The organism is Cupriavidus lacunae, assembly GCF_003353055.1.
GTDB classification, from domain to species: Bacteria; Pseudomonadota; Gammaproteobacteria; order Burkholderiales; family Burkholderiaceae; genus Cupriavidus; species Cupriavidus lacunae.
Genome location: NZ_QKWJ01000001.1, coordinates 395624 through 420752 on the forward strand (window position 1 = coordinate 395624; position 25129 = coordinate 420752).

24 protein-coding genes and 1 pseudogene are annotated in these 25129 nt (G+C 67.8%); 16 read left to right on the plus strand and 9 right to left on the minus strand.

What is annotated here, in order from left to right:
* Window positions 1-40: 40 nt before the first annotated feature.
* The gene (locus tag DN412_RS01810) at window positions 41-595 is read right to left on the minus strand and encodes a cob(I)yrinic acid a,c-diamide adenosyltransferase (protein ID WP_115012929.1); all 555 of its coding nucleotides are present in this window, start codon (window positions 593-595) and stop codon (window positions 41-43) included.
* Window positions 596-916: 321 nt separating this feature from the next.
* Here DN412_RS01810 and DN412_RS01815 point away from each other — a divergent pair, with 321 nt between their 5' ends.
* The 11 genes from DN412_RS01815 (at window position 917) to DN412_RS01865 (ending at window position 11370) form a co-directional block, all read left to right on the plus strand.
* Complete coding sequence (locus DN412_RS01815) at window positions 917-2347, plus strand: FAD-binding oxidoreductase (protein ID WP_115012930.1); 1431 nt, start codon at window positions 917-919, stop codon at window positions 2345-2347.
* 14 nt (window positions 2348-2361) lie between these two features.
* Window positions 2362-3252 carry a LysR substrate-binding domain-containing protein gene (locus DN412_RS01820; protein WP_115012931.1) on the plus strand — a complete coding sequence of 297 codons (891 nt, stop codon included), beginning with the start codon at window positions 2362-2364 and terminating at the stop codon, window positions 3250-3252.
* 11 nt (window positions 3253-3263) lie between these two features.
* Window positions 3264-3782 (plus strand): GNAT family N-acetyltransferase, encoded by a 519-nt coding sequence (locus tag DN412_RS01825; protein ID WP_115012932.1) that lies wholly within the window; start codon window positions 3264-3266, stop codon window positions 3780-3782.
* Between the two features lie 262 nt (window positions 3783-4044).
* Window positions 4045-5559: an FAD-linked oxidase C-terminal domain-containing protein gene (locus DN412_RS01830; RefSeq protein WP_115012933.1), complete on the plus strand. Its 1515-nt coding sequence runs from the start codon at window positions 4045-4047 to the stop codon at window positions 5557-5559.
* 8 nt (window positions 5560-5567) lie between these two features.
* Entirely contained in the window at window positions 5568-6485 is a 918-nt protein-coding gene (locus tag DN412_RS01835; RefSeq protein ID WP_115012934.1) for an ion transporter, read from the plus strand.
* A gap of 27 nt (window positions 6486-6512) precedes the next feature.
* Window positions 6513-7616, plus strand: coding sequence for a glycolate oxidase subunit GlcE (gene glcE / locus DN412_RS01840; protein WP_115012935.1), 1104 nt, complete (start codon window positions 6513-6515; stop codon window positions 7614-7616).
* A 32-nt stretch (window positions 7617-7648) separates the two neighbouring features.
* Window positions 7649-8902 carry a glycolate oxidase subunit GlcF gene (glcF, locus tag DN412_RS01845; RefSeq protein WP_115012936.1) on the plus strand — a complete coding sequence of 418 codons (1254 nt, stop codon included), beginning with the start codon at window positions 7649-7651 and terminating at the stop codon, window positions 8900-8902.
* A gap of 181 nt (window positions 8903-9083) precedes the next feature.
* Entirely contained in the window at window positions 9084-9479 is a 396-nt protein-coding gene (locus DN412_RS01850; RefSeq protein ID WP_115012937.1) for a CidA/LrgA family protein, read from the plus strand.
* Window positions 9476-10201: an LrgB family protein gene (locus DN412_RS01855; RefSeq protein WP_078197799.1), complete on the plus strand. Its 726-nt coding sequence runs from the start codon at window positions 9476-9478 to the stop codon at window positions 10199-10201. The genes DN412_RS01850 and DN412_RS01855 overlap by 4 nt, the downstream gene beginning before the upstream one ends.
* Window positions 10202-10286: 85 nt before the next feature.
* Entirely contained in the window at window positions 10287-10658 is a 372-nt protein-coding gene (locus DN412_RS01860) for a VOC family protein (protein WP_208647545.1), read from the plus strand.
* A 22-nt stretch (window positions 10659-10680) separates the two neighbouring features.
* Window positions 10681-11370, plus strand: a complete 690-nt coding sequence (locus DN412_RS01865) for a helix-turn-helix transcriptional regulator (RefSeq protein ID WP_115012939.1) — start codon at window positions 10681-10683, stop codon at window positions 11368-11370.
* A 6-nt stretch (window positions 11371-11376) separates the two neighbouring features.
* On the opposite strand, the gene DN412_RS01870 is transcribed toward DN412_RS01865, so the two are convergent.
* From DN412_RS01870 to DN412_RS01880, 3 genes are read right to left on the minus strand one after another with little or no spacing between them, the layout of a single operon-like run.
* Window positions 11377-11871, minus strand: coding sequence for a glutathione peroxidase (locus DN412_RS01870; protein WP_115012940.1), 495 nt, complete (start codon window positions 11869-11871; stop codon window positions 11377-11379).
* A 56-nt stretch (window positions 11872-11927) separates the two neighbouring features.
* Complete coding sequence (locus DN412_RS01875; protein WP_115012941.1) at window positions 11928-13067, minus strand: PilT/PilU family type 4a pilus ATPase; 1140 nt, start codon at window positions 13065-13067, stop codon at window positions 11928-11930.
* A gap of 27 nt (window positions 13068-13094) precedes the next feature.
* Window positions 13095-14138: a type IV pilus twitching motility protein PilT gene (locus DN412_RS01880; protein WP_115012942.1), complete on the minus strand. Its 1044-nt coding sequence runs from the start codon at window positions 14136-14138 to the stop codon at window positions 13095-13097.
* A 66-nt stretch (window positions 14139-14204) separates the two neighbouring features.
* Between DN412_RS01880 and DN412_RS01885 the strand changes: the two genes are divergently transcribed.
* From DN412_RS01885 to DN412_RS01895, 3 genes are all read left to right on the plus strand, one after another.
* Entirely contained in the window at window positions 14205-14900 is a 696-nt protein-coding gene (locus DN412_RS01885; RefSeq protein ID WP_115012943.1) for a YggS family pyridoxal phosphate-dependent enzyme, read from the plus strand.
* Between the two features lie 57 nt (window positions 14901-14957).
* Window positions 14958-15794, plus strand: a complete 837-nt coding sequence (gene proC, locus DN412_RS01890; RefSeq protein ID WP_115012944.1) for a pyrroline-5-carboxylate reductase — start codon at window positions 14958-14960, stop codon at window positions 15792-15794.
* 286 nt (window positions 15795-16080) lie between these two features.
* Entirely contained in the window at window positions 16081-17103 is a 1023-nt protein-coding gene (locus DN412_RS01895) for an IS110 family RNA-guided transposase (RefSeq protein ID WP_115012945.1), read from the plus strand.
* 307 nt (window positions 17104-17410) lie between these two features.
* Here the strand turns inward: DN412_RS01895 and ubiA are convergent, their stop codons facing one another.
* The 5 genes and pseudogenes from ubiA to recG all read right to left on the minus strand — a co-directional run bounded on the left by ubiA (window position 17411) and on the right by recG (window position 22597).
* Window positions 17411-18268 carry a 4-hydroxybenzoate octaprenyltransferase gene (gene ubiA, locus DN412_RS01900; RefSeq protein ID WP_115012946.1) on the minus strand — a complete coding sequence of 286 codons (858 nt, stop codon included), beginning with the start codon at window positions 18266-18268 and terminating at the stop codon, window positions 17411-17413.
* Window positions 18269-18409: 141 nt separating this feature from the next.
* On the minus strand, window positions 18410-18895 hold the full coding sequence (locus DN412_RS01905; protein ID WP_018311510.1) for a Dps family protein: 486 nt from the start codon (window positions 18893-18895) through the stop codon (window positions 18410-18412).
* 175 nt (window positions 18896-19070) lie between these two features.
* Window positions 19071-19160 (minus strand): annotated as a pseudogene (locus tag DN412_RS01910) (catalase); the annotation flags it as partial.
* 171 nt (window positions 19161-19331) lie between these two features.
* A complete protein-coding gene (locus DN412_RS01915) occupies window positions 19332-20282 on the minus strand; it encodes a LysR substrate-binding domain-containing protein (protein WP_078197808.1) in 951 nt (316 codons plus the stop codon).
* 134 nt (window positions 20283-20416) lie between these two features.
* Window positions 20417-22597 carry an ATP-dependent DNA helicase RecG gene (gene recG, locus DN412_RS01920; RefSeq protein ID WP_115012947.1) on the minus strand — a complete coding sequence of 727 codons (2181 nt, stop codon included), beginning with the start codon at window positions 22595-22597 and terminating at the stop codon, window positions 20417-20419.
* A gap of 205 nt (window positions 22598-22802) precedes the next feature.
* On the opposite strand from recG, the gene queA reads away from it, so the two are divergent.
* Together queA and tgt are read left to right on the plus strand one after the other, a co-directional pair.
* Window positions 22803-23873: a tRNA preQ1(34) S-adenosylmethionine ribosyltransferase-isomerase QueA gene (gene queA / locus DN412_RS01925; RefSeq protein WP_115012980.1), complete on the plus strand. Its 1071-nt coding sequence runs from the start codon at window positions 22803-22805 to the stop codon at window positions 23871-23873.
* 16 nt (window positions 23874-23889) lie between these two features.
* The gene (gene tgt, locus DN412_RS01930) at window positions 23890-25020 is read left to right on the plus strand and encodes a tRNA guanosine(34) transglycosylase Tgt (RefSeq protein WP_115012948.1); all 1131 of its coding nucleotides are present in this window, start codon (window positions 23890-23892) and stop codon (window positions 25018-25020) included.
* Window positions 25021-25129 lie beyond the last annotated feature (109 nt).

The window sequence follows — 25129 nt, forward strand, 5'->3', positions numbered from 1 at the left end:
CCGGCGCCGCCTGGCCACCGAAAGTGGCCCATTCAATACCTCAGGACGCGTCGCGATCGCGCTGCCACAGTACGTCCGAAGCGCCGCCCGCCCGGTTCAGCACCCGCGCCAGCACGAACATCAGGTCGGAGAGCCGGTTCAGGTACTGGCGCGGCGCCTCGTTCAGCGCCTCGGCCGCGCCGAGCGCCACCAGCGCGCGCTCGGCGCGCCGGCACACGGTACGGCAGACATGGGCCTGCGCCGCGGCGCGGCTGCCGCCGGGCAGGATGAATTCGGCCAGCCGCGGCAGGTTGGCGTTGTAGTCCGCCAGCCAGGTGTCGAGCTGCGCCACCTGCTCGGGCTTGAGCAAGGTGTAGCCCGGGATGGAGAGCTCGCCACCCAGGTCGAACAGGTCGTGCTGGATATGCAGCAGCGCGGCGCGCACGTCCTCGGGCAGGTCCTCGGTCAGCAGCACCCCGACGTGGCAGTTCAGCTCGTCGACGTCGCCGATGGCGGCGATGCGCAGGCTGTCCTTGCCGGTGCGGCTGCCGTCGCCCAGGCCGGTGGTGCCGGCGTCGCCGGTGCGGGTCGCAATCTTGGACAGGCGGTTGCCCATGCCGGTCTCCTCGTAAGCGTGTTGGCAAGCGTTTGCTCGTGGTCCGCCCCGCAATGCGAAGCGCCAGGGGGAAAGGCGCATTATCGCGCCGGAGCGTGCCGGCGGGCCACGCCCTTGTGTGTTGGCGCTGGCTGTGCGGCTATCGGCCAGTACCTGCCGGCCGCCAGCCGGCCAGGGTGCATGAACCGCCGCGCGGCGTAGAATGCCGGTATCCCCCTTTCATCGTCCATTCGATCACCGGGTCGCGCCCCCTGCCAGCCATTCCGGAGCTTGCCCCGGACTGCACAGCACCACCATCGCGCCGACCCGCCGGAGACCCGCATGAACCACCCCACGCCGCCCGCCACGCTCGCCCGCCGTCCGCTGCCGCCCGCCTTCAGCGAAGCCCTTGCAGCACGCTTCGGCGAGCGCTTCACCACCTCCGCCGGCGTGCGCGAGCACCACGGCCGCGACGAATCCCCGTTCCCGCCGGCGCTGCCCGATGCCGTGGTCTTTGCCCACAGCACCGAGGAAGTGGCCGCGGTGGCGCGGCTGTGCAACCAGCATGGCGTGCCGCTGATCCCTTACGGCGCCGGCTCGTCGCTGGAAGGCCACCTGCTGGCCGTGGCCGGCGGCGTCAGCCTGGACCTGTCGCAGATGAACAAGGTCCTGGCAGTGCAGCCCGAGGACCTGACCGTGACGGTGCAGCCCGGCGTCACGCGCAAGCAGCTGAACCAGGAAATCAAGGACACCGGCCTGTTCTTCCCGATCGACCCGGGCGCCGATGCCTCGCTGGGCGGCATGTGCGCCACGCGCGCCTCGGGGACCAACGCGGTGCGCTACGGCACCATGCGCGAGAACGTGCTGGCGCTGACGGTGGTGACCGCCGACGGCCGCGTGGTCCGCACCGGCACGCAGGCGCGCAAGTCGTCGGCGGGCTATGACCTGACCCGGCTTTTTATCGGCAGCGAAGGCACGCTGGGCATCATCACCGAGGTGACGGTGCGCCTCTACCCGCAGCCGGAGGCGATCTCCGCCGCGGTGTGCGCCTTCTCCAGCATGGGCAGCGCGGTGCAGGCGGTGATCCAGACCATCCAGCTGGGCGTGCCGGTGGCGCGGGTGGAGTTTGTCGATGCGCTGGCGATCCGCGCCATCAACCGCCACGACAGCCTGACCCTGCCCGAGACCCCGCACCTGTTCTTCGAATTCCACGGCACCGAGGCCGGCGTGCGCGAGCAGGCCGAGACCGTGCAGCAGATCACCGCCGAGCACGGCGGCCAGGGCTTCGAGTGGGCCACGCGCCCGGAAGACCGCAGCCGGCTGTGGAACGCGCGCCATACCGCGTACTTCGCCATGCTGCAGCTCAAGCCGGGCTGCAAGTCGGTGACCACCGACGTGTGCGTGCCGATCTCGCGCCTGGCCGACTGCGTCACCGAGACTGAGAAGGACCTGAACGCCTCGGCGCTGCCCTGCCCCATCGTCGGCCATGTCGGCGACGGCAACTTCCACGTGGCGATCCTGATCGACCCCGACAAGCCCGAGGAAATGGCCGAGGCCGAGGCCATCAACCAGCGCATCGTCGAACGCGCGCTGGCGATGGGCGGCACCTGCACCGGCGAGCACGGCGTGGGCCTGCACAAGCAGCGCTTCCTGGTGGAAGAGCACGGCGAGGACGCGCTCGACCTGATGCGCGCGATCAAGGACGCGCTGGACCCCAACCACATCCTGAACCCGGGCAAGATCTTCAGCGCCACGCGCGCCAGCTCTCAGTAAGGCGCGCCGGGTCGATGGCCTCCATGTTCAACCGCGTCCCGCCGCTGCACCTCCTGATCGCCTTCGAGGCGGCGGCGCGCCTGGGCAGCTTCGCGCGTGCGGCCGAAGAACTGTCGGTCACGCCCAGCGCGGTCTCGCACCGCATCAAGAACCTCGAGGAGCTGTGGGGCGAAGACCTGTTCGTGCGCGCCAACGCGGCGCTGCGGCTGACCGCCGCCGGCACGCGCTACCTGCGCAATGTGCAGGACGCGCTCAAGTCGCTCAACGAGCTGGCGCGGCCCGAGTACAACAAGCTGCGCACCCGGCTGCGCGTGGCGATCCCGCCGACTTTCGGGCGCCAGCACCTGGTGCCGCGCCTGCCCGAGTTCGGCGCGCTGTATCCGCATATCGACCTCGAGCTGCACCTGGCGATCCCGTTCCTGGACGTCAAGGCCGAAGACACCGATGTCGAGATCCGCTACGGCACCGGCCGCTACCCCGACCTGAAGACCACCCGGCTGCTGGTCGAGCCGGTATTCCCGGCGTGCGGGCGCGAATACTACGAGCGCGTCAACGGCCGCGCCATCACCAAACCTGAGCACCTGCACGGCCTGGTGCTGCTGCGCAGCCCGCTGGAGCCGTGGAAGCCGTGGTTCGAGACCGCCGGGCTGGACTGGCCCGAGCCCCAGACCGGGCCGCAGTTCAACGACATCGGCCTGATGCTGGAGGCGATCGCCTCCAACCAGGGCGTGGCGCTGGTGCGCCAGCGCATGGCGCGGCACTGGCTGTCGCTGGGGCAGATGGTGCGGCTGCTCGATGTGGAGTCGGTATCGCCGCACGGCTACTACATCGTCGAGCGCGAACAGGCCCCGCTCAAGCCCGAGGCGCGCTATTTCGTCGACTGGCTGCTGGGCCTGGACTGGTAGGAGACCCGCCCATGGAAATCCGTCTGCTGACCCCCGCCGATGCCGTTGCCTTCCAGGCGCTGCGGCTCGAAGGTTTGGCCGAAGCGCCGGAAGCCTTCGCCGCCAGCCTGGAGGAAGAACAGGACCTGTCGCCGGAAGCCGTCGCCGGCCGCCTGGGCGCGACCGAGGACAAAGCCGTGTTTGGCGCCTTTGAGGGTACCGCCCTGGCCGGCGTCGTCGGGGTGATGCGTGAGGAAAAGCGCAAGCACCGGCACAAGGCCTTTATCTGGGGCATGTACGTGGCCCCGGGCTGGCGCGACTGCAAGCTCGGCCGCGCGCTGATGGACTGCGCCATGGCGCAGGCCGCCGCCATGCCTGGCGTGCGCCAGGTGACGCTGTGCGTCAATGCCGGCAGCGCGGGCGCGGTGCGGCTGTATGAGTCGCTCGGCTTCGTGCGTACCGGGCTGGAGCCGGATGCGCTGTACGTCGCGCCGCACTTCCACGACAAGCTCGACATGGTCTGCTTCCTGCCGCAGCCGCCGGCACGCTGAGCCCCCGGACCCACGCGCGGGCCGCCTTCCCTGCCCGCGCAAGGCGGTGCTACGCTGGACTTGCGGCCATTGCGCGCAACGGCTGGCGACGCAGCATGATGAGCATTTTTGATGGGCCTGCCATGCGGAATTCACGTCCTGCGTGGTGCCCGCGCCAGTTGCCCTGCGCTATAGTCACCCGTCCCCCGCGGCAGGCCCTGCACCGCCGCGACCGGCAGGCCGCGCACCGGCCGCCATCCCGGAGACCCCACAGGAGTCGCTCATGAATGCCCCGCACGAAGCCCAAACCATCGCCACCGGCAGTGCCCGGGCCGCGGCCGAAGGCCGCCGCAGCGCGCTGCTGGCCGGCCTGGCGCAGATCCTGCCGGACGCCGCGGTGCTGAGCAAGCCGGAAGACACCGTCCCCTATGAATGCGACGGCCTGGCCGCGTACCGCCAGGTGCCGATGGCCGTGGCCCTGCCCGACACCGAGGAACAGGTCTGCGCCATTCTGCGGCTGTGCCACAAGCTGGGCGTGCCGGTAGTGCCGCGCGGCGCCGGCACCAGCCTGTCGGGCGGCGCCATGCCGATCGCCGAGGGCCTGGTGCTGTCGCTGGCCAAGTTCAAGCGCATCCTGTCGGTCGATCCGTACTCGCGCACCGCGGTGGTCCAGCCGGGCGTGCGCAACCTGGCGATTTCCGATGCCGCCGCGCCCCACAACCTGTACTACGCGCCGGACCCCTCGTCGCAGATCGCCTGCACCATCGGCGGCAACGTCAGCGAGAACTCCGGCGGCGTGCACTGCCTGAAGTACGGCCTGACCGTGCACAACGTGCTGCGCGTGCGCGCGGTGACGATGGAGGGCGAGGTGGTGGTATTCGGCTCCGAGGCCCCCGACTCGCCGGGCCTGGACCTGCTGGCCGTGCTGATCGGCTCCGAGGGCATGCTCGCCGTGGTCACCGAAGTCACGGTGCGCCTGATCCCCAAGCCGCAGCTGGCGCAGGTGATCATGGCCTGCTTCGACGATGTCGAGAAAGGCGGCAACGCGGTGGCGGACGTGATCGCCGCCGGCATCATCCCGGCCGGGCTGGAAATGATGGACAAGCCCGCCACCGTCGCGGTCGAACAGTTCGTGCATGCGGGCTATGACCTGGACGCGGCCGCCATCCTGCTGTGCGAATCGGACGGCACCCCCGAAGAAGTGGCCGAGGAGATCGAGCGCATGAGCGCGGTGCTGACGGCATCGGGCTGCACCCGCATCGTGGTCTCGCAGAACGAGGCCGAGCGCCTGCGCTTCTGGAGCGGGCGCAAGAACGCCTTCCCGGCGGCCGGGCGGATCTCGCCGGACTACTACTGCATGGACGGCACCATCCCGCGCAAGCATATCGGCACGCTGCTCAAGCGCATCGAGGCCATGGAAGGCAAGTACGGCCTGCGCTGCATCAACGTGTTCCATGCCGGCGACGGCAACATGCACCCGCTGGTGCTGTTCGATGGCGCCGACCAGGACGAATGGCACCGCGCCGAGCTGTTCGGCGCCGACATCCTCGAAACGTGCGTGGAGCTGGGCGGCACCGTCACCGGCGAGCACGGCGTGGGCGTGGAGAAGCTCAACTCGATGTGCGTGCAGTTCTCGCCCGCCGAGCGCGAGGCCTTCTTCGGCGTCAAGGCCGCCTTCGATCCGGCGCGCTTGCTCAACCCGGACAAGGCCATCCCCACGCTGGCGCGCTGCGCCGAGTACGGCAAGATGCACGTGAAGAAGGGCCTGCTGCCGCATCCCGAGCTGCCGCGCTTCTGAGCCACGCCATGCCCAACCCACAACGACGCCAGCAGCAGGAAGCGTTTGTCCGCCAGCGCCTGGGCCAGCCCGAGAACGGCTGGCGCCAGCGCTGGTACACCATTATCTTCGAGGCCGATACCCGCGAAGGACGCATCTTCGATGTCGCGCTGCTGATCGCCATCGTCGCCAGCGTGATGGTGGTGATGCTAGACAGCCTGCCCTCGGTGCACAGTCGCCTGGGGCCGCTGTTCACGGTGCTGGAGTGGACCTTCACGCTGTTCTTCACGGCCGAGTACGCGATGCGCATCCTGGTGGTGCGCCGGCCGTGGCGCTATGTGTTCAGCTTCTACGGCATCATCGACTTCATCTCGATCATACCGACCTGGCTGGCATTCTTCCTGCCCGAGCTGCATTTCCTGATCGACGTGCGCCTGCTGCGGCTGCTGCGCGTGTTCCGGATCCTGAAGCTGACCGTGTACTTCGAGGAAGCCGAGATCCTGTACCGCGCGCTGGTCAACAGCCGGCGCAAGATCTTCGTGTTCCTGGGCACGGTGTTCATCATCACCGTGATCCTGGGTACGGTGATGTACGTGGTGGAAGGCCCCGAGCATGGCTTCACCAGCATCCCGGTCAGCATGTACTGGGCAGTGGTGACGCTGACCACCACCGGCTTCGGCGACATGGTACCCAAGAGCGCGCTGGGGCAGTTCATCACCTCGCTGACGATCCTGCTGGGCTACGGCATCATCGCCTTCCCCACCGGCATCGTCGGTGCCGAGCTGGCCGCCAGCATCCTGAAGCGGCCGCTGACCACGCGCACCTGCACCCACTGCCTGACCGAGGGCCACGAGCCCGACGCCAGCTACTGCAAGCACTGCGGCAGCCACCTGCCCGCATATCAGAACGACCGGCCGGAAGTGCCCGGCGGACCTGCCGGCTCCTGAGCCGGCTCCCTTTACCCCACGACGCCTATGCAAGCCACCCTCGACGCCTTCCGCGACGCCATCAGGCAAGCCACCGAGACCCGCACCGCGCTGCAGTTGCGTGGCGGCGGCAGCAAGGACTTCTACGGGCAGCCCCCGCAAGGCCAGTTGCTGGACACGCGCCCCTACGCCGGCATCGTCGATTATGACCCGGCCGAGCTGGTGATCACCGCGCGCTGCGGCACGCCGCTGGCCGAGATCGAAGCCGCGCTGGCCGAAAAGCGGCAGATGCTGGCGTTCGAGCCGCCCCACTTCGCGCTGCCCGGCCAGGCCAGCACCGCGACGCTGGGCGGCGCCGTGGCCGCCGGGTTGTCGGGCCCGCGCCGGCAGGCGGTAGGCGCGCTGCGCGACTTCGTGCTGGGCGTGCAGCTGATGGACGGCCGCGGCGAGGTGATGGACTTCGGCGGCCAGGTGATGAAGAACGTGGCGGGCTATGACGTGTCGCGGCTGCTGGCGGGCTCGCTCGGCACGCTCGGGCTGATCCTGCAGGTGTCAATCAAGGTGCTGCCGGCCCCGTTCGACGAGGCCACGCTGCGCTTCGAACTGGCACAGGCCGAGGCCATCCGGCAACTGAACCAGTGGGGCGGGCAGCCGCTGCCGCTGGCGTCTTCGGCCTGGCACGCGGGCGTGCTGCACGTGCGCCTGGCCGGCGCCACTGCCGCCGTGCGCGCCGCGTGCGCCAGGCTGGGCGGCGAGCGCGTAGACCCGGCGCAGGCCGCATCGCTGTGGCAATCGCTGCGCGAGCAGGCCCACCCCTTCTTTGCCCCGGCGCAGGCGGGCCGCGCGCTGTGGCGCCTGGCGGTGCCCACCGTTGCCGCGCCGCTGGCGCTGCCCGGCACGCAGCTGATCGAATGGGGCGGCGGCCAGCGCTGGTGGCTGCCTGAAGACGGTTCCGCCAGGACCGATGCCGAAAGCGTGCGCGCCGCAGCGCAGGCCGCCGGCGGCCATGCCACGCTGTTCCGCAACGGCGACAAGGCCGTGGGCGTGTTCACGCCGCTGGCCTCGCCGCTGGCGGCGATCCACCGCCGCCTGAAAGAGACCTTCGACCCGGCCGGTATCTTCAATCCGCAGCGCATGTACCCCGGGCTCTGATCCCGCACACCCAGGCACAACCTCCCCACACTATGCAAACGACCCTGGCCGATTTTCTCCGCGACACGCCCGAAGGCGAGGAAGCCAAATCCATCGTCGGCAAGTGCGTGCATTGCGGCTTCTGCACCGCCACCTGCCCCACCTACCAGCTGCTCGGCGATGAGCTGGACGGCCCGCGCGGGCGCATCTACCTGATGAAACAGGTGCTGGAAGGCCATGCCATCACCGAAAGCACGCGCCTGCACCTGGACCGCTGCCTGACCTGCCGCAACTGCGAATCGACCTGTCCGTCGGGGGTGCGCTACGGGCGCCTGGTCGATATCGGCCGCAAGCTGGTCGACGACAAGCTCGAGGCCGAAGGCGTGCGGCGCCCCGCCAGCGAGCGCATCGCGCGCTGGGTGCTGCGCGAAGGGCTGACACGCCCGGCACTGTTCGGCACGGCGCTGCGCCTGGGCCAGATGGTGCGCCCGCTGCTGCCGGGCACGCTGCGCAACAAGGTGCCGGCGCTGTCCAGCGCCGCCGCGCCGGGCACGTGGCCACGCACTGTGCATGCGCGCAAGATGTTGTTGCTCGACGGTTGCGTGCAGCCGGCGATGTCGCCCAACATCAATGCCGCGACCGCGCGCGTGCTCGACCGTGTCGGCGTACAACTGCTGGTGGCGCGCGAAGCCGGCTGCTGCGGCGCGATCCGCTTCCACACCGGCGACCACGATGGCGGCCTCGACAATATGCGCCGCAATATCGACGCCTGGTGGCCGCATATCGAAGCGGGCGCCGAAGCCATCGTAATGACGGCCTCGGGCTGCGGCGCGATGGTCAAGGACTACGGCCACCTGCTGCGCGACGATCCCGCATACGCCGAGCGCGCCCGCCGCGTGTCGGCGCTGACGCGCGACCTGTCCGAGATCCTGCCGGACTTTGCCGACAACCTGCGCGCGGCCGCCGGCGCGGTCCCGCGCGACAACCGGCGCGTGGCCTACCACCCGCCCTGCACGCTGCAGCACGGCCAGCAGATCCGCGGCAAAGTCGAGGCGCTCTTGACCGGGCTCGGCGTGGAAGTCAAACTCTGCGCTGACAGCCACCTGTGCTGCGGCTCGGCGGGCACTTATTCGGTGTTGCAGCCGGAACTGGCCTACCGCCTGCGCGACGACAAGCTCGCCAACCTGCAGGCCACCCAGCCCGAAGCCATCGTCTCGGCCAATATCGGCTGCATCTCGCACCTGCAGAGCGGCACCGGCACCCCGGTGATGCACTGGATCGAACTGGTCGACAAGATGCTCGGGTGAACGCCGCACCGCGACCGTAACAGGGCCGTGTGGTTGTCTCCCCTCTCCCGCTTGCGGGAGAGGGGCGGGGGAGAGGGCAAGCGGTTCGTCGGCCGACATCGCTGGACGATGCGCCTGCCCTCTCCCCCGGCCCCTCTCCCATAAATGGGAGAGGGGAGAAAAAGCGCAACCAACCACGCCCATGCTCCAGACCTTTGCCATCCTGTTGGTTTTCCAGTCCATCGGCGAGGTGATCAGCTACGCGCTGACCCTGCCCGTGCCCGGCCCCGTGCTGGGCATGATCCTGCTGTTCGGCTGGCTCGTCTTCGACGACCGCCTGCTGCCCATCATCCAGGGCACCACCTCTGAACTGCTCAAGCACCTGTCGCTGCTGTTCGTGCCGGCGGGCGTCGGCATCATGGTCCACGCCAGCCGCATCGAGGGCGAGTGGATGCCGATCCTGGTGGCGCTGGTGGTGTCCACGTGGCTGGCCATCGCCACCACCGCCGTGGTTACGCGCATGCTGATGCGCAAGCGCGCCGACACGCCCGACATGCCTGACGTGCCGCCCGCCGATGCCAAAGGAGAGCAGGCATGATGACGCCCCGCCTGAACGAAATCTGGGTCTACCTGGCCGCGAGCCCGCTGGTCGGGCTGACCGCGACGCTGCTGGCCTATGTCTTTGCCTTCCGCATCTATGAGCGCTCGCGCTTCTCGCCGCTGGCCAACCCGGTGATGATCGCGGTGGCGCTGCTGGTCACGGTGCTGACCGTCACCGGCACGCCCTACAAGACCTACTTCGACGGCGCGCAGTTCGTGCACTTCCTGCTGGGGCCGGCCACGGTGGCGCTGGCGGTGCCGCTGTACCTGCAGTTGCCCAAGCTGCGCACCCATGTGTTCCCGCTGCTGGCGGGGCTGGTGGCGGGCTCGGTGGTGGCAGTGGTGTCGGCGGTGGGCATTGCCTGGCTGCTGGGTGCGTCGCCCGAGACGGTGCGCTCGCTCGCGCCCAAGTCGGTGACGATCCCGATCGCCATGGGCGTGGCCGAGAAGATCGGCGGGCTGCCGTCGCTGACGGCGGTGCTGGTGATGGCCACCGGCATCATCGGCGCGGTCAGCGCCACCAGCGTGCTGAACCTGCTGCGCATCCGCGACTACACCGTGCGCGGCTTCGCCACCGGCGTGGCGGCGCACGGCATCGGCACCGCGCGGGCCTTCCAGGTCAACCAGGAAGCCGGCGCCTTCGCCGCGCTCGGCATGGGCCTGAACGGTGTGCTGACCGCGATCATGGTGCCGGTGATGGCGGCGTGGATGCCGCACTGACACCCTCCTGACAGGACGCTGTCAGCAGCCCCCGCGCATGATGCGAACTCCTCACTCCCCTTCACCTGGAACCAAGGAGACCATCATGAGCAACCGTCTGATCAACTGGCTGGAAATCCCCGTCGTCGACATGAATCGCGCAGTCGGCTTCTACGAGCAGGTGTTCGATGTCCAGCTGCGCCGCGAGACCATGAGTCAGGTCGACATGGCCGTGTTCCCGCACCCGGACCCGGGCGGCGCGCTGGTGGCCGGCGAAGGCTACCGCCCCAGCAACTACTACGGCACGGTGCCCTACCTGCACGCGCCGGAACTGGACCTGCTGCTCGAGCGCGCCGCGCGCGCCGGCGGCAAAACCGTGTTCGGGCCGCTGCGCCTGCCGGGCAAAATCGGCCGCATCGCCCATATCACCGACAGCGAAGGCAACCGCATCGGGCTGCACGAGCCTGTGGCCGGATGACTTCCATGACCCGCCACCGCCAATGAGCCGCCGCGCCGACCGCCTGTTCCAGATCGTTCAGGTGCTGCGCGGGCGCCGCCTGACCACGGCGGCACTGCTGGCGCAGCGGCTGGGGGTGTCGGAACGCACCGTCTACCGTGATATCCAGGCGCTGTCGCTGTCGGGCGTGCCGGTCGAGGGCGAGGCCGGCATCGGCTACCGGCTGCGCGCCGACTTCGATGTCCCGCCGCTGATGTTCACCGCCATGGAAGTGGAAGCGCTGGTCGCCGGCCTGCGCCTCTTGAAAGCCTGGGGCGGCGGCGCGCTGGCCGCCGCGGCCGATCCCGCGCTGGAAAAGCTGATGGCCGCGCTGCCGCCGCCGCGCCGGCTGGCGGCACAGCAAAGCCGCGTGTTCGCGCCGGAATACGTCAACCAGGCGCACGTGCGCCAGGCCTTCGACGTGGTGCACAGCGCGCTGGGCGAGCAAAAGCTGCTGCTGCTCGACTACTGCGATGCGCAGCAGCGCGTCACCGAACGCGTGGTGATGCCGCTGGGCCTGTTCTTCTGGGGCAATGCCTGGCTGCTGGCGGCGTGGTGCACCACGCGCACGGACTACCGCAGCTTCCGGCTGGACCGCTGCCGCGCCATCCGCATGCTGGACGACCGCTTCCATGAAACGCCGGACCGCTCGCTCAATGGTTTCCTGCGCGCCGTGCGCGCCAGCGGCACCTAGCCCTGCTCAGGCGGCCGGGTCGGACAGCAGCTTCTCGATATCGGCGCGCAGCTCATCGGGCTTGGTGGTCGGCGCATAGCGCTTGAACACCGTGCCGTCGCGGCGCAGCAGGAACTTGGTGAAGTTCCACTTGATGCCCTGGGTACCGAGCACGCCACGCTTCTCCGTGGTCAGCCACTTATATAGCGGATGGGCGGCGGCGCCGTTCACGTCGATCTTGGCGAACATCGGGAAGCGCACCGCGAAGCGCGTTTCGCAGAACTGGCCGATCTGCTGCGCATCGCCCGGCTCCTGCTTGCCGAACTGGTTGCACGGAAAGCCCAGCACTTCCAGGCCGCGCCCGTGGTATTCGTCATGTAGCTTCTGCAGGCCCTCGTACTGCGGCGTGAACCCGCATTCACTGGCGGTGTTGACCACCAACATCACCTTGCCCTGGAACTGCGACAGCGGTACCGGCTGGCCGGCCAGCGAGTTGGCTTCGAACTGGTAGACATTGCTCATGGCGGACTCCTTGTGCTTGGCCCAAGCATACCGCCATGCGCACCACAGTGCACGAATCAGATGACGTTGAGATGCTCGGTGCCGGCACCCAGGTCAGTGTCCTTGGCGCTCGCGCTGTGCAGCTTGATCATCAGGCGCAGGTCGTTGAGCGAGTCGGCGTTGCGCAGGGCATCCTCGTAGGTGATCTTGCCTTCCTCGTACAGGTCGAACAGCGCCTGGTCGAACGAGATCATGCCCTGCTCGCGCGACTTCTTGATGACTTCCTTGAGCTCGTGGATCTCGCCCTTGAAGATCAGGTCGGCCACCAGCGGCGTGCCGATCATGATCTCCACCGCCGGCACCCGCCCCTTGCGGCCCTCGCGCGGCAGCAGGCGCTGCGAGATCATCGCCTTCAGGTTCAGCGACAGGTCGATCAGCAGCTGCTGGCGCTTTTCCTCGGGGAAGAAGTTGACCACGCGGTCGATCGCCTGGTTGGCGTTGTTGGCGTGCAGCGTGGCCAGGCACAGGTGGCCGGTCTCGGCGTACTGCATCGCGTACTCCATGGTCTCGCGGTCGCGGATTTCGCCGATCAGGATCACGTCTGGCGCCTGGCGCAGCGTGTTCTTCAGCGCCACGTGCCAGGACTCGGTGTCGATACCCACCTCGCGCTGCGTGACGATGCAGTTCTGGTGCGCGTGCACGTACTCGATCGGGTCCTCGATGGTGATGATATGGCCGTAGGAATGCGCGTTGCGGTGATCGAGCATCGCCGCCAGCGTGGTCGACTTGCCCGAGCCCGTGGCGCCGGTCACGATCACCAGCCCGCGCTTGGCCATCACCACGTCATGCAGCGTCGGCGGCAGGTCCAGGTCGGCCACCGAGGGGATGCGCGTATTGATGGTACGCACCACCATGCCGGCTTTGCCCTGCTGGATAAAGGCCGACACGCGGAAGCGCCCGGCCTTGGGCGCGGTGATCGCGAAATTGCATTCGCGGCTGGTATCGAACTCCTGCACCTGGCGCTCGTTCATCACCGAGCGCACCAGACCAAGTGCCTGTGTGGGATTCAGCGGCTGCTGCGACACCGGCGTGAGCTTGCCGTCGACCTTGATCGCCGGCGGGAAGTCGGAGGTGATGAACAGGTCCGAGCCGCGGTTGCTGACCATCAGCTCCAGCAGGTCGTTGATGTACTTGGCGGCGGATTCGCGATCGAGCATGGCGGTGTCCTGCGATGGGAGCGGGCCTCAGCCCGTGAACGCGTCCGGATTCTTGGCGATGGCGCGCGCGTCGTTGTAGTTGATGATGCCGCGCTTGATCAGGTCCGACAGGCACTGGTCCAGCGTCTGCATGCCCAGCCCGCTGCTGGTCTGCATCATCGAGTACATCTGCGCGATCTTGTTCTCGCGGATCAGGTGGCGGATCGCGGGCGTGGCGGTCATGATCTCGTGCGCGGCGGTGCGGCCATTGCCGTCGCGCGTCTTCAGCAGCGTCTGCGAGATCACCGCCTCGAGCGATTCCGACAGCATGGTGCGCACCATGTCCTTTTCTTCCGGCGGGAACACGTCGACCACGCGGTCGATGGTCTTGGCCGCGGAACTGGTGTGCAGCGTGCCGAAGACCAGGTGGCCGGTCTCGGCCGCGGTCAGCGCCAGGCGGATGGTTTCCAGGTCACGCAGCTCGCCCACCAGGATCACGTCCGGGTCTTCACGCAGCGCCGAGCGCAACGCGTTGGCAAACGAATGCGTATGCGGCCCAAGCTCGCGCTGGTTGATCAGGCTCTTCTTGGAGCTGTGCACGAATTCGATCGGGTCCTCCACCGTCAGGATGTGGCCCATGTCGTTGTCGTTGCGATGGTCGACCATTGCCGCCAGCGTGGTGGACTTGCCCGAGCCGGTCGGGCCCGTCACCAGCACCAGCCCGCGCGGCTTCATGCACAGGTCGGCAAACACGGCCGGCGCGCGCAGGTCTTCGAGCGTGAGCACCTTGGAGGGAATGGTACGGAACACCGCGGCGGAGCCGCGCTGGGTGTTATAGGCATTGACCCGGAAGCGGGACAGGCCGGCGATCTCGAACGAGAAATCGATTTCCAGGCGTTCCTCGTAGGCCTTGCGCTGGGTGTCGCTCATGATGTCGTACACCATGGCGTGGACATCCTTGTGCGTCATCGAGGCGATGTTGATCCGGCGCATGTCGCCGTGGATCCGCACCATCGGCGGCATGTCCGCGGATAGATGAAGATCAGACGCCTTGTTCTTGACAGCGAAAGCCAATAGCTGCGCGATGTCCATCTATAATGACCCCACCCTGAATAGTTATGAGTACTTTTAGTACTTCTTCTGTATGTTCGCCGGATTATGTCTGTAATTGCCGCCAACTTGCAAGCCGTTCACCAGCGCATCGCGGCGGCCACACAACAAGCCGGCAGACAGCCCGGGGACATCGCCCTGCTGGCCGTTTCCAAGACCGTTTCCCCCGACCATATAAGGGCCGCATACGCCGCCGGACAGCTTGCCTTTGGCGAGAACTACGTCCAGGAAGGCGTCGACAAGATCGCGGCGCTGGCTGACCTGCGCAGCCACTTGCAATGGCATTTCATCGGCCCGCTGCAAAGCAACAAGACCCGCCTGGTGGCGGAGCATTTCGACTGGGTGCACGCCGTCGACCGGCTCAAGATCGCCGAACGGCTGTCGGCCCAGCGCCCGGCCGGCATGGCGGCGCTGCAGGTCTGCATCCAGGTCAATATCAGCGGCGAAGCCAGCAAGAGCGGCGTCGCGCTGGCGGAGGTCCCCGCGCTGGCACATGCCGTCGCCGCGCTGCCCGGCCTGCGGCTGCGCGGGCTGATGGCAATCCCCGAGCCCGAGGACGACCCCGCCGCGCAGCGCCGCCCGTTCGCGGCCATGCGCGCCATGCTGCAGGCGCTGTGCGCCGACGGCCTGGCGCTCGACACGCTGTCGATGGGCATGTCGGGCGACATGGAAGCCGCCATCGCCGAGGGCGCCACCCTGGTGCGGATCGGCACCGCCATCTTCGGCGCGCGCCAGTACCCGTAGCCCAGTCATTTCCCTGCAAGCCCAGTCCATTCCCTTCAAGCCCCCCAACAGATCCCCATGCTCGATACCCTTACCTTTGGCTTTCTCGGCGGCGGCAATATGGCCACCGCGCTGATCGGCGGCCTGATCGCCCGCGGCGTGCCGGCCAGCTCGATTCGCGTGGTCGACCCCTTCCCCGAGGCCCGGCAGCGCCTGGCGCGCGACCTCGGCGTGCGTGCCGCCGGGGCGCCGGATGCCGCCTTCGGCGCCAGCGACGTGCTGGTGCTGGCGGTCAAGCCGCAGCAATTCCGCGACGCCGCGGCGCAACTGCTGCCGCACCTGCCGGCCACGGGCAAGGGCAACCTGGTGATCAGCGTGGCCGCCGGCATCCGCCTGCAGGACATGCAGCGCTGGCTGGACGGACGCATCCGCCTGGTGCGCGCGATGCCGAATACCCCGGCGCTGGCGGGCATGGGCATGACCGGGCTGGCCGCGCCGGCCGGGCTGTCGGCCGAAGACCGCGCGATTGCCGGCGCCGTGGCCGAGGCCGTCGGCAAATGCGTGTGGGTGGATGGGGATGAGCAGATCGATGCGGTCACCGCCATTTCCGGCAGCGGGCCGGCCTATGTCTTCTACTTTATCGAGGCGATGGAGCGCGCTGCCACTGAACTGGGGCTGACTGCGGAGCAAGGCCGCGAGCTGGCCGTGGAGACCTTCCGCGGCGCGGCTGCCCTGGCCGGGCAGTCGCCCGAGCCGGTGTCGACGCTGCGTGAGCGCGTGACTTCCAAGGGCGGCACCACCTATGCGGCGCTGACGGCGATGGAGGCTTCGGGTATCGGTGAGGCCTTCGTGCGTGCCATGCATGCCGCGGCGGCGCGGGGTAAGGAGATGGGGGCGGAGTTCGGGAAGGATTGAGCACTGTCCTGCCCGACTGTCTTCTCCCCTCTCCCATTTATGGGAGAGGGGCGGGGGAGAGGGCAGGAGTCTCCACGGCGTGAGACGCTTCGATGCTTGCCACACGCCGGCCCTCTCCCCCGGCCCCTCCCCCGCTAGCGGGAGAGATGGAATGAACACCGCCCACTCCCTACCGCCAAGCCACGCCTCGGAGCGCCAAGAATGACAAGGGGCTCTCGCTTGACCGACGGCATCGATGTGCCAAAGTGAAAGTGCGATCTATCACTTGAGGTCGAGGAGAGCCCAAATGAATGCTATGACATATGGGCTGGACATTGCAAAGTCAGTGTTCCAGATGTACTGGGTCGACTCCGCTAGCGGGGAAATCCACAACCGTCGATTCCAACGCCGGGAGCTGATTGAGTTCCTGGCCAATTGCCCGGTAGGTAAGGTGGCGCTTGAGGCCTGTGGCGGCGCACACTGGTGGGCACGCAAGATCCAAAGTCTGGGCCATCGGCCCGTCCTGATTCACCCCGGCTACGTGCGTGCGTTCGTGCGCACCAACAAGACCGATGCGGCCGATGCACGGGCGATCTGGACCGCGGCCCAACAACCCGGCATGCCGGTTGTCCCCGTCAAGAGCGAAGAGCAGCAAGCCTTGTTGTCACTCCACCGGATTCGTGAAGGTCTGGTGCAGACGCGCACCAGAGAATGCAATCAGTTGCGAGGATTATTGGGCGAGTATGGCCTGCACTTCGCCAAGGGGCGCAAAGCTCTGCTCGCCGAGCTACGGACCCGCCGGGCCGAGATCGAACAGGGCGTCCCCCCCACGCTGTTGCGCGCAATCGAGCGTCAACTGATGGCGTTGCGCCAACTCGAAGAACAGATCCAACTGATTGAGCGAGATATCACGGCGTGGCTCCAGTCCGAGCCTGCAGCGCAGACAGTCGAGGCAATTCCCGGCATCGGCCCCATGACTGCCACGGCCCTGGTGGCCACCATGGGTTCTGCCCAGGCCTTCCGCTCAGGCAGAGCCTTCGCGGCCAGCCTGGGTCTGGTTCCCACCCAATCCGGCACCGGCGGCAGCGTACATCTTGGCCATATCAGCAAACGGGGAGACTCCTATCTGCGACGACTGCTGATCCATGGCGCGCGCGTTGTCCTGACGCGCTCCAGGCGCCACCCGGCATGGGCCGAGGCTTTGCTGGCGCGACGACCCACGAATGTGGTCATCGTGGCACTGGCCAACAAGATGGCCCGAGCGGCCTGGGCGCTGCTGGCCCACGGGCGCCAATACGACCCCAGCCATGTGAGCCAGCGACCAGCCTGAACGGCTCTGGGCCAGGCCGCTAGCGCGCCCCCTTAATCAACCCTTCACGGCTGCATAGGCGAGAAATGAGTCAAATGGCGAAATAGGTCGGACCGTGGGAACCCAAACCTGATGCTCCCCTTGGGCCTCAGAGCCCGCCAGAAGAGATGAGGACGTTCCCAGCTGCTTCCATTGAGGCCTGCGGTCAGCTCCGCACAAGGCCGGCTATAAGACCGCAGCCGATTCCTACGACTCCACAAGACTCAAGCTTTGAACCTTTGCATCCGGGGCGGTGTTCATATAAGGGGAGCAAACCAGCGGAACTTAGTCACCGAATCGCATAAGCCACCGCCGTCCCCGCAAACACACAAGCCCCCAGCCAGTTGTTATGCCGGAACGCAGCAAAACACCGCATCCGGTCCCGATCGCGAATCAGCGTGTAGTGATAACCGGCACACCCAGCCGCCGCCACCAGCCCCACCCAGTACGGCCACCCCAACCCCAGCAGCACCCCCGCCCACGCCATCAGCGCCAGGAACGCGACGTAGCAAAGCATGATCGCCGCCACGTCGAAACGCCCAAACGTAATGGCTGAAGTCTTCATCCCGATCAGCAGGTCGTCGTCGCGATCGACCATCGCATACGCCGTGTCATACGCCACCGCCCAGAACACATTGGCCAGCAACATCAGCCACGCCACCGGCGGCACCTGGTCCTGGATCGCAGCAAACGCCATCGGAATGCCGAAGCCGAAGGCAATGCCAAGATAAGCCTGTGGAATCGCAAAGAAGCGCTTGAAGAACGGGTACGTGCCCGCCACCACCGCCGCCACCACCGCCAGCCACTTGGTCAGCGCATTGAGCGGCAGCACCAGCGCAAAGGCCGCCAGCGCCAGCACCGCGGCCACGGCCAGCGCTTCCCAGGGGGCGATCTTGCCCGCGGTCAGCGGTCGCTCTTTGGTGCGCTTGACGTGCTTGTCGAAGTCGCGGTCAGCCCAGTCGTTGATGGCGCAGCCGGCCGAGCGCATCAGGAAGGTCCCCGCCACGAAGATCCAGAACAGCCCCCACGCCGGCGGCCCGCCCGCGGCCATCCACATGGCCCACAGCGTCGGCCACAGCAGCAGCAGCGTGCCGATCGGCTTGTCGATGCGCACCAGGCGCGCGTAGAGGGAAAGGCGTTCAAGCATGGGAGTCGGGGGCAACGGCGAGAGGGTCTGCACAGCGCGGATCCGGGAAGGAGGATTCAATGAAAACGCGCCGCAGCCCGGACGGTTGCGACGCGCAGTGCCGGCCGCCGGGTAGCGGCAGCCAGAGGTGACCAGCAGGCCTCAGGCCAGCATCGAGCGCAGCATCCACGCGGTCTTTTCATGCGTCTGCATGCGCTGGGTCAGCAGGTCGGCCGAGGGCTCGTCGCCGGCGGCGTCGATCACCGGGAAGATCGAGCGCGCGGTGCGCACCACGGCTTCCTGGCCTTCGACCAGCTTGCGGATCATGTCGGTGGCCTCGGGCACGCCCTCTTCCTCCGCGATCGACGACAGGCGCGCGTATTCCTTGTAGGTGCCCGGTGCCGGGTAGCCCAGCGCGCGGATACGCTCGGCGATCGAGTCCACGGCGAGCGCCAGTTCGGTGTACTGGGTCTCGAACATCAGATGCAGCGTATTGAACATGGGACCCGTCACGTTCCAGTGGAAGTTATGGGTCTTGAGGTAGAGGGTGTAGGTGTCTGCCAGCAGCTTGGACAGGCCTTCCGCGATCTTCTTGCGGTCCTTGTCGGAAATACCGATATTCACGCTCATCTCATTCTTCTTTGCCATGGTAGGTACGCTCCGTTCTGGTAAAGCCACGAGGGGCGCCGCCGGGCCCTTCATGGATCTGGGGCCGGGCGGCGCGGTACCTCGCATTATTGCATCAGCCAACGATCCGGGCCAAACCCGGGGCCGTCTTGGCGTATATCAGGGCCGCGCCAGGTTGCCGCTTACTTCAAGTTCATAGCCGACCCTGCAGCATCTTGTCGGGTGAGAAGCCGATGCCCGGCGCGATATTGGCCAGATTCATCGCCACCTGCTCGACCTCGGCATACCTATGCGTTAGGTCAAATCTATCTGGGATTTCTGCAACTTATCGCGGCGAATAGTGACCGCCCGAAGACAGCATTCCTGAAATGCCCCATTGCGGGGCCAGGAATGACAACGGCCGCAGCGGAATCTCCGGTGCGGCCGTGGGAATTGCCGTTACTGCGGGGCAGGAAGATCAGGCCGCTTCGGCCAGCTCCTTGGCGTCGAGCTTGCGCACGCCAGCCAGCTCGCACGCGGCCACGGCGTTGGCCAGCGCTTCCATCGCGGGCAGCCGGGTAAAGCTCTTGCGCCAGGCCAGCACCACGCGCCGGTCGGGCACCGGGTCGGCGAACGGCACATAGGACAGCATGTCGCCCTTGGCCTTCAGGTCAGGCACCGAGGTGCGCGGCAGCACAGTGATGCCGACCCCGCTGGCCACCATATGGCGGATGGTTTCCAGCGACGAGCCCTCGAAGGTCTTCTGGATGCCGTCGGCCGCCTGCGAGAAGCGCGACAGCTCCGGGCACACGCCCAGCACATGGTCGCGGAAGCAGTGCCCGCTGCCCAGCAGCAGCATGGTCTGCCGCTTCAGTTCATCGGGGGCGATGGCGTGCGCCTGCGCCAGCTGGTGGCCGCGCGGCACGGCGACGACAAACGGTTCGTCGTAAAGCGGGCGCACGGTCAGGCCCGAATCCGGGAACGGCTCGGCCATCACCGCGCAGTCGATCTCACCCTGCTTGAGCAGCTCGATCAGCTTGTGGGTGTAGTTCTCCTGCAGCATCAGCGGCATCTGCGGCACGGTCTCGATCATCTGCTTGACCAGCGACGGCAGCAGGTACGGCCCGATGGTGTAGATCACGCCCACGCGCAGCGGCCCGGCGAGCGGGTCCTTGCCCTGCTTGGCGATCTCGCGGATGGCCATGGTCTGTTCGAGCACGCGCTGGGCCTGCGCCACGATCTGCTCGCCGACCGACGTCACCGACACCTCGGAGGTGCCGCGCTCGAATATCTGCACGTTGAGTTCGTCTTCCAGCTTCTTGATCGCGACCGACAGCGTCGGCTGCGACACGAAGCAGGCTTCGGCGGCCCGGCCGAAATGGCGCTCGCGCGCCACGGCGACGATGTACTTGAGTTCGGTGAGCGTCATGACTTATCAATTTGCGGTAGGCGATAGATTTTACCTTCGATTGCCGCTTCTGTCAGAGCGCCGGCCCGAATTGACCACCTGGCGCCGGCGCTTGCGCTGGATGGCGCACATCCCATCGAAAAACCGGCCTGCCATCAGGCTTTGAGGTAATGCTCGCGCCCGCCCAGCCAGCGCGACAAGTGCGCTTCCACCGCTTCCGGGTAACGCGCCAGCATCAGTTCGGCCGCCTCTTGCGCGTATTCCACCAGCCACGCATCGGTCTGCAGGTCGGCAAAGCGCAACATGGCTTCGCCCGACTGGCGCGCGCCCAGGAACTCGCCGGGGCCGCGGATCTCCAGGTCGCGCCGGGCGATCTCGAAGCCGTCGGTGGTCTCGCGCATAGTCGCCAGGCGCTCGCGCGCGGTGCGCGACAGCGGCGCCTGGTACATCAGCAGGCAGACCGATTCGGCGCTGCCCCGCCCCACCCGGCCGCGCAACTGGTGCAGCTGCGCCAGGCCGAAGCGCTCGGCATGCTCGATCACCATCAGGGAGGCATTGGGCACGTCCACGCCCACTTCGATCACGGTGGTAGCCACCAGCACCTGCATGCGGTTGGCGCTGAAGTCATCCATCACCGATGCCTTCTCGGCCGGCGGCAGGCGTCCGTGCACCAGGCCCACGCGCAGGTCCGGCAGCGCGGCGACAAGCGTTTCATAGGTTTCCACCGCGGTCTGCAGCTGCAGCGCCTCGCTTTCCTCGATCAGCGGGCAGACCCAGTAGACCTGGCGGCCTTCGGCGGCGGCGTGATGGATGCGTCCGATCACTTCGTCGCGCCGCTCGTCGTTGACCAGGCGCGTGACGATGGGGGTGCGGCCCGGCGGCAATTCATCGATCACCGACACATCCAGGTCGGCGTAGTAAGTCATGGCCAGCGTGCGCGGGATCGGCGTGGCCGACATCATCAGCTGGTGCGGCACGGCCTCGGCCGCGGGCACCGCTGCATCGACGGCACCAGCCTTGCCGCGCAGCGCCAGCCGCTGCGCCACGCCGAAGCGGTGCTGCTCGTCGACCACCGACAGCCCCAGCTTCGCAAAGCGCACGGTGTCCTGGATCAGCGCATGGGTGCCGATCACCAGCTGCGCCTCGCCCGATTCCACGCGCGCCACGGCCTCGCGCTTCTCGCGCGCCTTCTGGCTGCCGGCCAGCCACGCCACCGGCACGCCCAGCGGCTCCAGCCACGCGGACAGCTTGCGGTAGTGCTGCTCGGCCAGGATTTCGGTGGGCGCCATCAGCGCGGCCTGGTAGCCGGCATCAATGGCCTGGCAGGCCGCCAGCGCGGCGACGATGGTCTTGCCGCTGCCCACATCGCCCTGCAGCAGCCGGTGCATCGGGTGCGGGCGCGTCATGTCGGCGGCGATCTCTTCGACCACGCGCTGCTGCGCACCGGTCAGCCGGAACGGCAATGCGGCCAGGAAACGCGTGAGCAACCCGCCCTCGCGGCGCGGCATGGTCGGCGCATTTTTTTCGCGCCGCGCCGCGTGCGCGCGCCGCAGCGAAATCTGCTGCGCCAGCAGCTCGTCGAACTTGATGCGCTGCCAGGCCGGGTGCGAGCGGTCGGCCAGCGCGGCCTCGCTCTCCTGCGGCGGGGGCGCGTGCAGCAGCCGCAGGCACTCGGCCAGCGGGCGCAGATGCAGGCGTGCCAGCGGCCCCTCCAGCAACGCCTGCGGCAGCGTCTCGGGCATGGGTGTGCGCGACAGCGTGCCGCCGATGGCCTTGCGCAGGTAGGCTTGCGGAATGCCAGCGGTGGACGGATACACCGGTGTCAGGCGATCCGGCAGCGCTTCGCCAGGCACTACCGGACGCACCGTCGGATGGACCATCTCGGCGCCGAAGAAGCCGCCGCGCACCTCGCCGCGCACGCGCAGCCGCACGCCCTCGGCCATCTGCTTGGTCTGGCTGCCGTAGAAGTTCAGGAAGCGCAGCGTCAGCTCGCCGCTGTCGTCGGCAATCTTGACCACCAGCTGGCGGCGCGGGCGGAACGTGACTTCGTTGGAGATGACCTCGCCTTCGACCTGCGCCGGCAGCCCAAGCCCGGCGCGGTGGATCGCCTCGGCGATCGGCGCCAGCGTGGTCTCGTCCTCGTAGCGCATCGGCAGGTGCAGCACCAGGTCGACGGGACGGCGCAGGCCGAGCTTGGCCAGCCGGGCGGCCGCGGTAGACGTGCCGGAGGCCGCGGCCTTGCCCCTGGCAACGCCGGCCTTGCCGCGCGCGGGCGCCGCCGTGTCCTTGGCGGCGTCGGCGGAGTCGTGGATCGGTTCAGCGGCGGTTCCGGGCATCGGCAAAAAATAATCAGCAATCGCTGCGGTTCAGCATGGGTGGCTGGCGCGGCACTGGCGAATAGCCGGTATCACACCTGGCCCGGCGGCAAGCGCGCCCGTGGCCTTACAATATCGGATTCGCCGATTGTACCCATGCCGGCTGCCACCACGGGCAGCGGAGTGCCGTTTTGTGCCCCGCTCCGGCCTGCCCGCCCTTCCCAAGATGTTGACGCTTTCCGATTTCGACTTTCCGCTGCCACCAGAACTGATCGCCCAGAGCGCGCTGCCCGACCGCAGCGCGAGCCGGCTGCTGGTGGTCGAACGGCTGGCCCCCGCCGACACCGCCGATGCGGTGCGCATGGTCGACCGCGCCTTCAGCGATATCGTCGACTACCTGCGTCCCGACGACCTGCTGGTCTTCAACGACACCCGCGTGATCAAGGCGCGCTTCTTCGGCCACAAGCCCAGCGGCGGCAAGATCGAGGTGCTGGTCGAGCGCGTGGTCGACACCCATACGGTGCTGGCCCAGGTGCGCGCCTCCAAGACGCCTGCCGAGGGCAGCACGCTGCACCTGGCCGATGATGCCTTCGCCGTCACCGTGGGCCCGCGCGTGGACCAGTTTTTCACGCTGCGCTTCCCCGAGCCGGCACTGGACCTGATCGAGCGCTACGGCCGCCTGCCGCTGCCGCCGTATATCACGCACGACCCGGACGCCTACGACGAGACCCGCTACCAGACCGTCTATGCGCGCAGCCCTGGCGCGGTCGCCGCGCCCACCGCGGGCCTGCATTTCGACGATGCGCTGTTCGCTCGACTCGATGCCGCGGGCGTGCGCCGCGCCTTCCTGACGCTGCACGTGGGCGCCGGCACCTTCCAGCCGGTGCGCACCGAGAACCTGGCCGAGCACAAGATGCACTCGGAGTGGTACGCAGTCTCCGAAGAACTGGCCCAGGCCGTGCGCGACACCCGCGCGCGCGGCGGCCGTGTGATCGCGGTCGGCACCACCTCGCTGCGTGCGCTGGAATCGGCCGCGCAGGCCGATGGCACCCTTGCCGCCGGCAGCGGCGACACCGACATCTTCATCACCCCCGGCTACCGCTTCCGCCTGATCGACGCCCTGATCACCAACTTCCACCTGCCCAAGTCGACGCTGCTGATGCTGGTGTCGGCGCTGGCCGGCGTGGAAGCCATCCGCGCCGCCTACCGCCATGCGGTCGACCAGCGCTACCGCTTCTTCAGCTACGGGGATGCCATGCTGCTGACCCGCCAGCCTGCTGCCGACACCAAGGCCTGATTTCCGACAATTCGCCATGCTCAACTTCGAACTCATCACCACCGACGGCAACGCCCGCCGCGGCCGCGTCACGCTGAACCACGGCGTGGTCGAAACGCCGATCTTCATGCCGGTGGGCACCTATGGCTCGGTCAAGGCGATGTCGCCGCTGGAACTGAACGAGATCGGCGCGCAGATCATCCTGGGCAATACTTTCCACCTGTGGCTGCGCCCCGGGCTGGACGTGGTCAACGCCCACGAGGGCCTGCACCGCTTTATCGGCTGGGACAAGCCGATCCTGACCGATTCGGGCGGTTTTCAGGTGTTTTCGCTCGGTGATCTGCGCAAGATCACCGAGGAAGGCGTCACGTTCGCGTCGCCGGTCAATGGCGACAAGCTCTTCCTGTCGCCCGAGATCTCGATGCAGATCCAGCGCACGCTGAACTCGGACATCGTCATGCAGTTCGACGAATGCACGCCGTACGAAATCGACGGCCGCCCCGCCACGCATGAGGAAGCCGCCAAGTCCATGCGCATGAGCCTGCGCTGGGCCAAGCGCTCGCGCGACGAGTTCGAGCACCTGGCCAACCCCAACGCGCTGTTCGGCATTGTCCAGGGCGGCATGTACGAAGACCTGCGCGATGAGTCGCTGGCGGGCCTGTCCGAGCTGGACTTCCACGGCTTTGCCATTGGCGGGCTGTCGGTGGGCGAGCCCAAGGAAGACATGATGCGCGTGCTGGAACACGTGGCGCCGCGCCTGCCGGCCGACAAGCCGCACTACCTGATGGGCGTGGGCACGCCCGAAGACCTGGTCGCCGGCGTGGCCGCCGGGGTGGACATGTTCGACTGCGTGATGCCGACCCGCAATGCGCGCAACGGCTGGCTCTTCACCCGCTACGGCGACGTCAAGATCAAGAACGCCGCGCACCGCAACGACCCGCGTCCGCTCGACGAGAGCTGCGGCTGCTACACCTGCCGCAACTTCTCGCGCGCCTACCTGCACCACCTGCACCGCGTGGGCGAGATCCTGGGCGCGCGCCTGAATACCATCCACAACCTGCACTACTACCTGCAGCTGATGCGCGAAGTGCGCGAGTCGATCGAGCACCACCGCTTTGCCGACTTCCGCCGCCAGTTCGCCGCCGACCGCGCCCGCGGCACGCAGTGACCACCCGGGCGGCGCGAACTTTTGCGCCGCCGGTGGTCGAATAGCCGGATCATCCCCGGGGCGGCCAGCGATCTGGCCGGCGGGCTGTAGCAGCCGGGCCATGCCGGCT

What these genes read in the sequence shown, in the direction of transcription:
- DN412_RS01895 (WP_115012945.1), top strand. Translation starts at nt 16,081, where the DNA reads ATGAATGCTATGACATATGGGCTGGACATTGCAAAGTCAGTGTTCCAG.
- DN412_RS01865 (WP_115012939.1), top strand. Translation starts at nt 10,681, where the DNA reads ATGAGCCGCCGCGCCGACCGCCTGTTCCAGATCGTTCAGGTGCTGCGC.
- glcF (WP_115012936.1), top strand. Translation starts at nt 7,649, where the DNA reads ATGCAAACGACCCTGGCCGATTTTCTCCGCGACACGCCCGAAGGCGAG.
- DN412_RS01815 (WP_115012930.1), top strand. Translation starts at nt 917, where the DNA reads ATGAACCACCCCACGCCGCCCGCCACGCTCGCCCGCCGTCCGCTGCCG.
- DN412_RS01860 (WP_208647545.1), top strand. Translation starts at nt 10,287, where the DNA reads ATGAGCAACCGTCTGATCAACTGGCTGGAAATCCCCGTCGTCGACATG.
- DN412_RS01870 (WP_115012940.1), bottom strand. Translation starts at nt 11,871, where the DNA reads ATGAGCAATGTCTACCAGTTCGAAGCCAACTCGCTGGCCGGCCAGCCG.
- glcE (WP_115012935.1), top strand. Translation starts at nt 6,513, where the DNA reads ATGCAAGCCACCCTCGACGCCTTCCGCGACGCCATCAGGCAAGCCACC.
- DN412_RS01855 (WP_078197799.1), top strand. Translation starts at nt 9,476, where the DNA reads ATGATGACGCCCCGCCTGAACGAAATCTGGGTCTACCTGGCCGCGAGC.
- tgt (WP_115012948.1), top strand. Translation starts at nt 23,890, where the DNA reads ATGCTCAACTTCGAACTCATCACCACCGACGGCAACGCCCGCCGCGGC.
- proC (WP_115012944.1), top strand. Translation starts at nt 14,958, where the DNA reads ATGCTCGATACCCTTACCTTTGGCTTTCTCGGCGGCGGCAATATGGCC.
- recG (WP_115012947.1), bottom strand. Translation starts at nt 22,597, where the DNA reads ATGCCCGGAACCGCCGCTGAACCGATCCACGACTCCGCCGACGCCGCC.
- DN412_RS01885 (WP_115012943.1), top strand. Translation starts at nt 14,205, where the DNA reads ATGTCTGTAATTGCCGCCAACTTGCAAGCCGTTCACCAGCGCATCGCG.
- DN412_RS01875 (WP_115012941.1), bottom strand. Translation starts at nt 13,067, where the DNA reads ATGCTCGATCGCGAATCCGCCGCCAAGTACATCAACGACCTGCTGGAG.
- DN412_RS01820 (WP_115012931.1), top strand. Translation starts at nt 2,362, where the DNA reads ATGGCCTCCATGTTCAACCGCGTCCCGCCGCTGCACCTCCTGATCGCC.
- DN412_RS01830 (WP_115012933.1), top strand. Translation starts at nt 4,045, where the DNA reads ATGAATGCCCCGCACGAAGCCCAAACCATCGCCACCGGCAGTGCCCGG.
- DN412_RS01810 (WP_115012929.1), bottom strand. Translation starts at nt 595, where the DNA reads ATGGGCAACCGCCTGTCCAAGATTGCGACCCGCACCGGCGACGCCGGC.
- DN412_RS01880 (WP_115012942.1), bottom strand. Translation starts at nt 14,138, where the DNA reads ATGGACATCGCGCAGCTATTGGCTTTCGCTGTCAAGAACAAGGCGTCT.
- ubiA (WP_115012946.1), bottom strand. Translation starts at nt 18,268, where the DNA reads ATGCTTGAACGCCTTTCCCTCTACGCGCGCCTGGTGCGCATCGACAAG.
- DN412_RS01905 (WP_018311510.1), bottom strand. Translation starts at nt 18,895, where the DNA reads ATGGCAAAGAAGAATGAGATGAGCGTGAATATCGGTATTTCCGACAAG.
- DN412_RS01915 (WP_078197808.1), bottom strand. Translation starts at nt 20,282, where the DNA reads ATGACGCTCACCGAACTCAAGTACATCGTCGCCGTGGCGCGCGAGCGC.
- DN412_RS01850 (WP_115012937.1), top strand. Translation starts at nt 9,084, where the DNA reads ATGCTCCAGACCTTTGCCATCCTGTTGGTTTTCCAGTCCATCGGCGAG.
- queA (WP_115012980.1), top strand. Translation starts at nt 22,803, where the DNA reads ATGTTGACGCTTTCCGATTTCGACTTTCCGCTGCCACCAGAACTGATC.
- DN412_RS01825 (WP_115012932.1), top strand. Translation starts at nt 3,264, where the DNA reads ATGGAAATCCGTCTGCTGACCCCCGCCGATGCCGTTGCCTTCCAGGCG.
- DN412_RS01835 (WP_115012934.1), top strand. Translation starts at nt 5,568, where the DNA reads ATGCCCAACCCACAACGACGCCAGCAGCAGGAAGCGTTTGTCCGCCAG.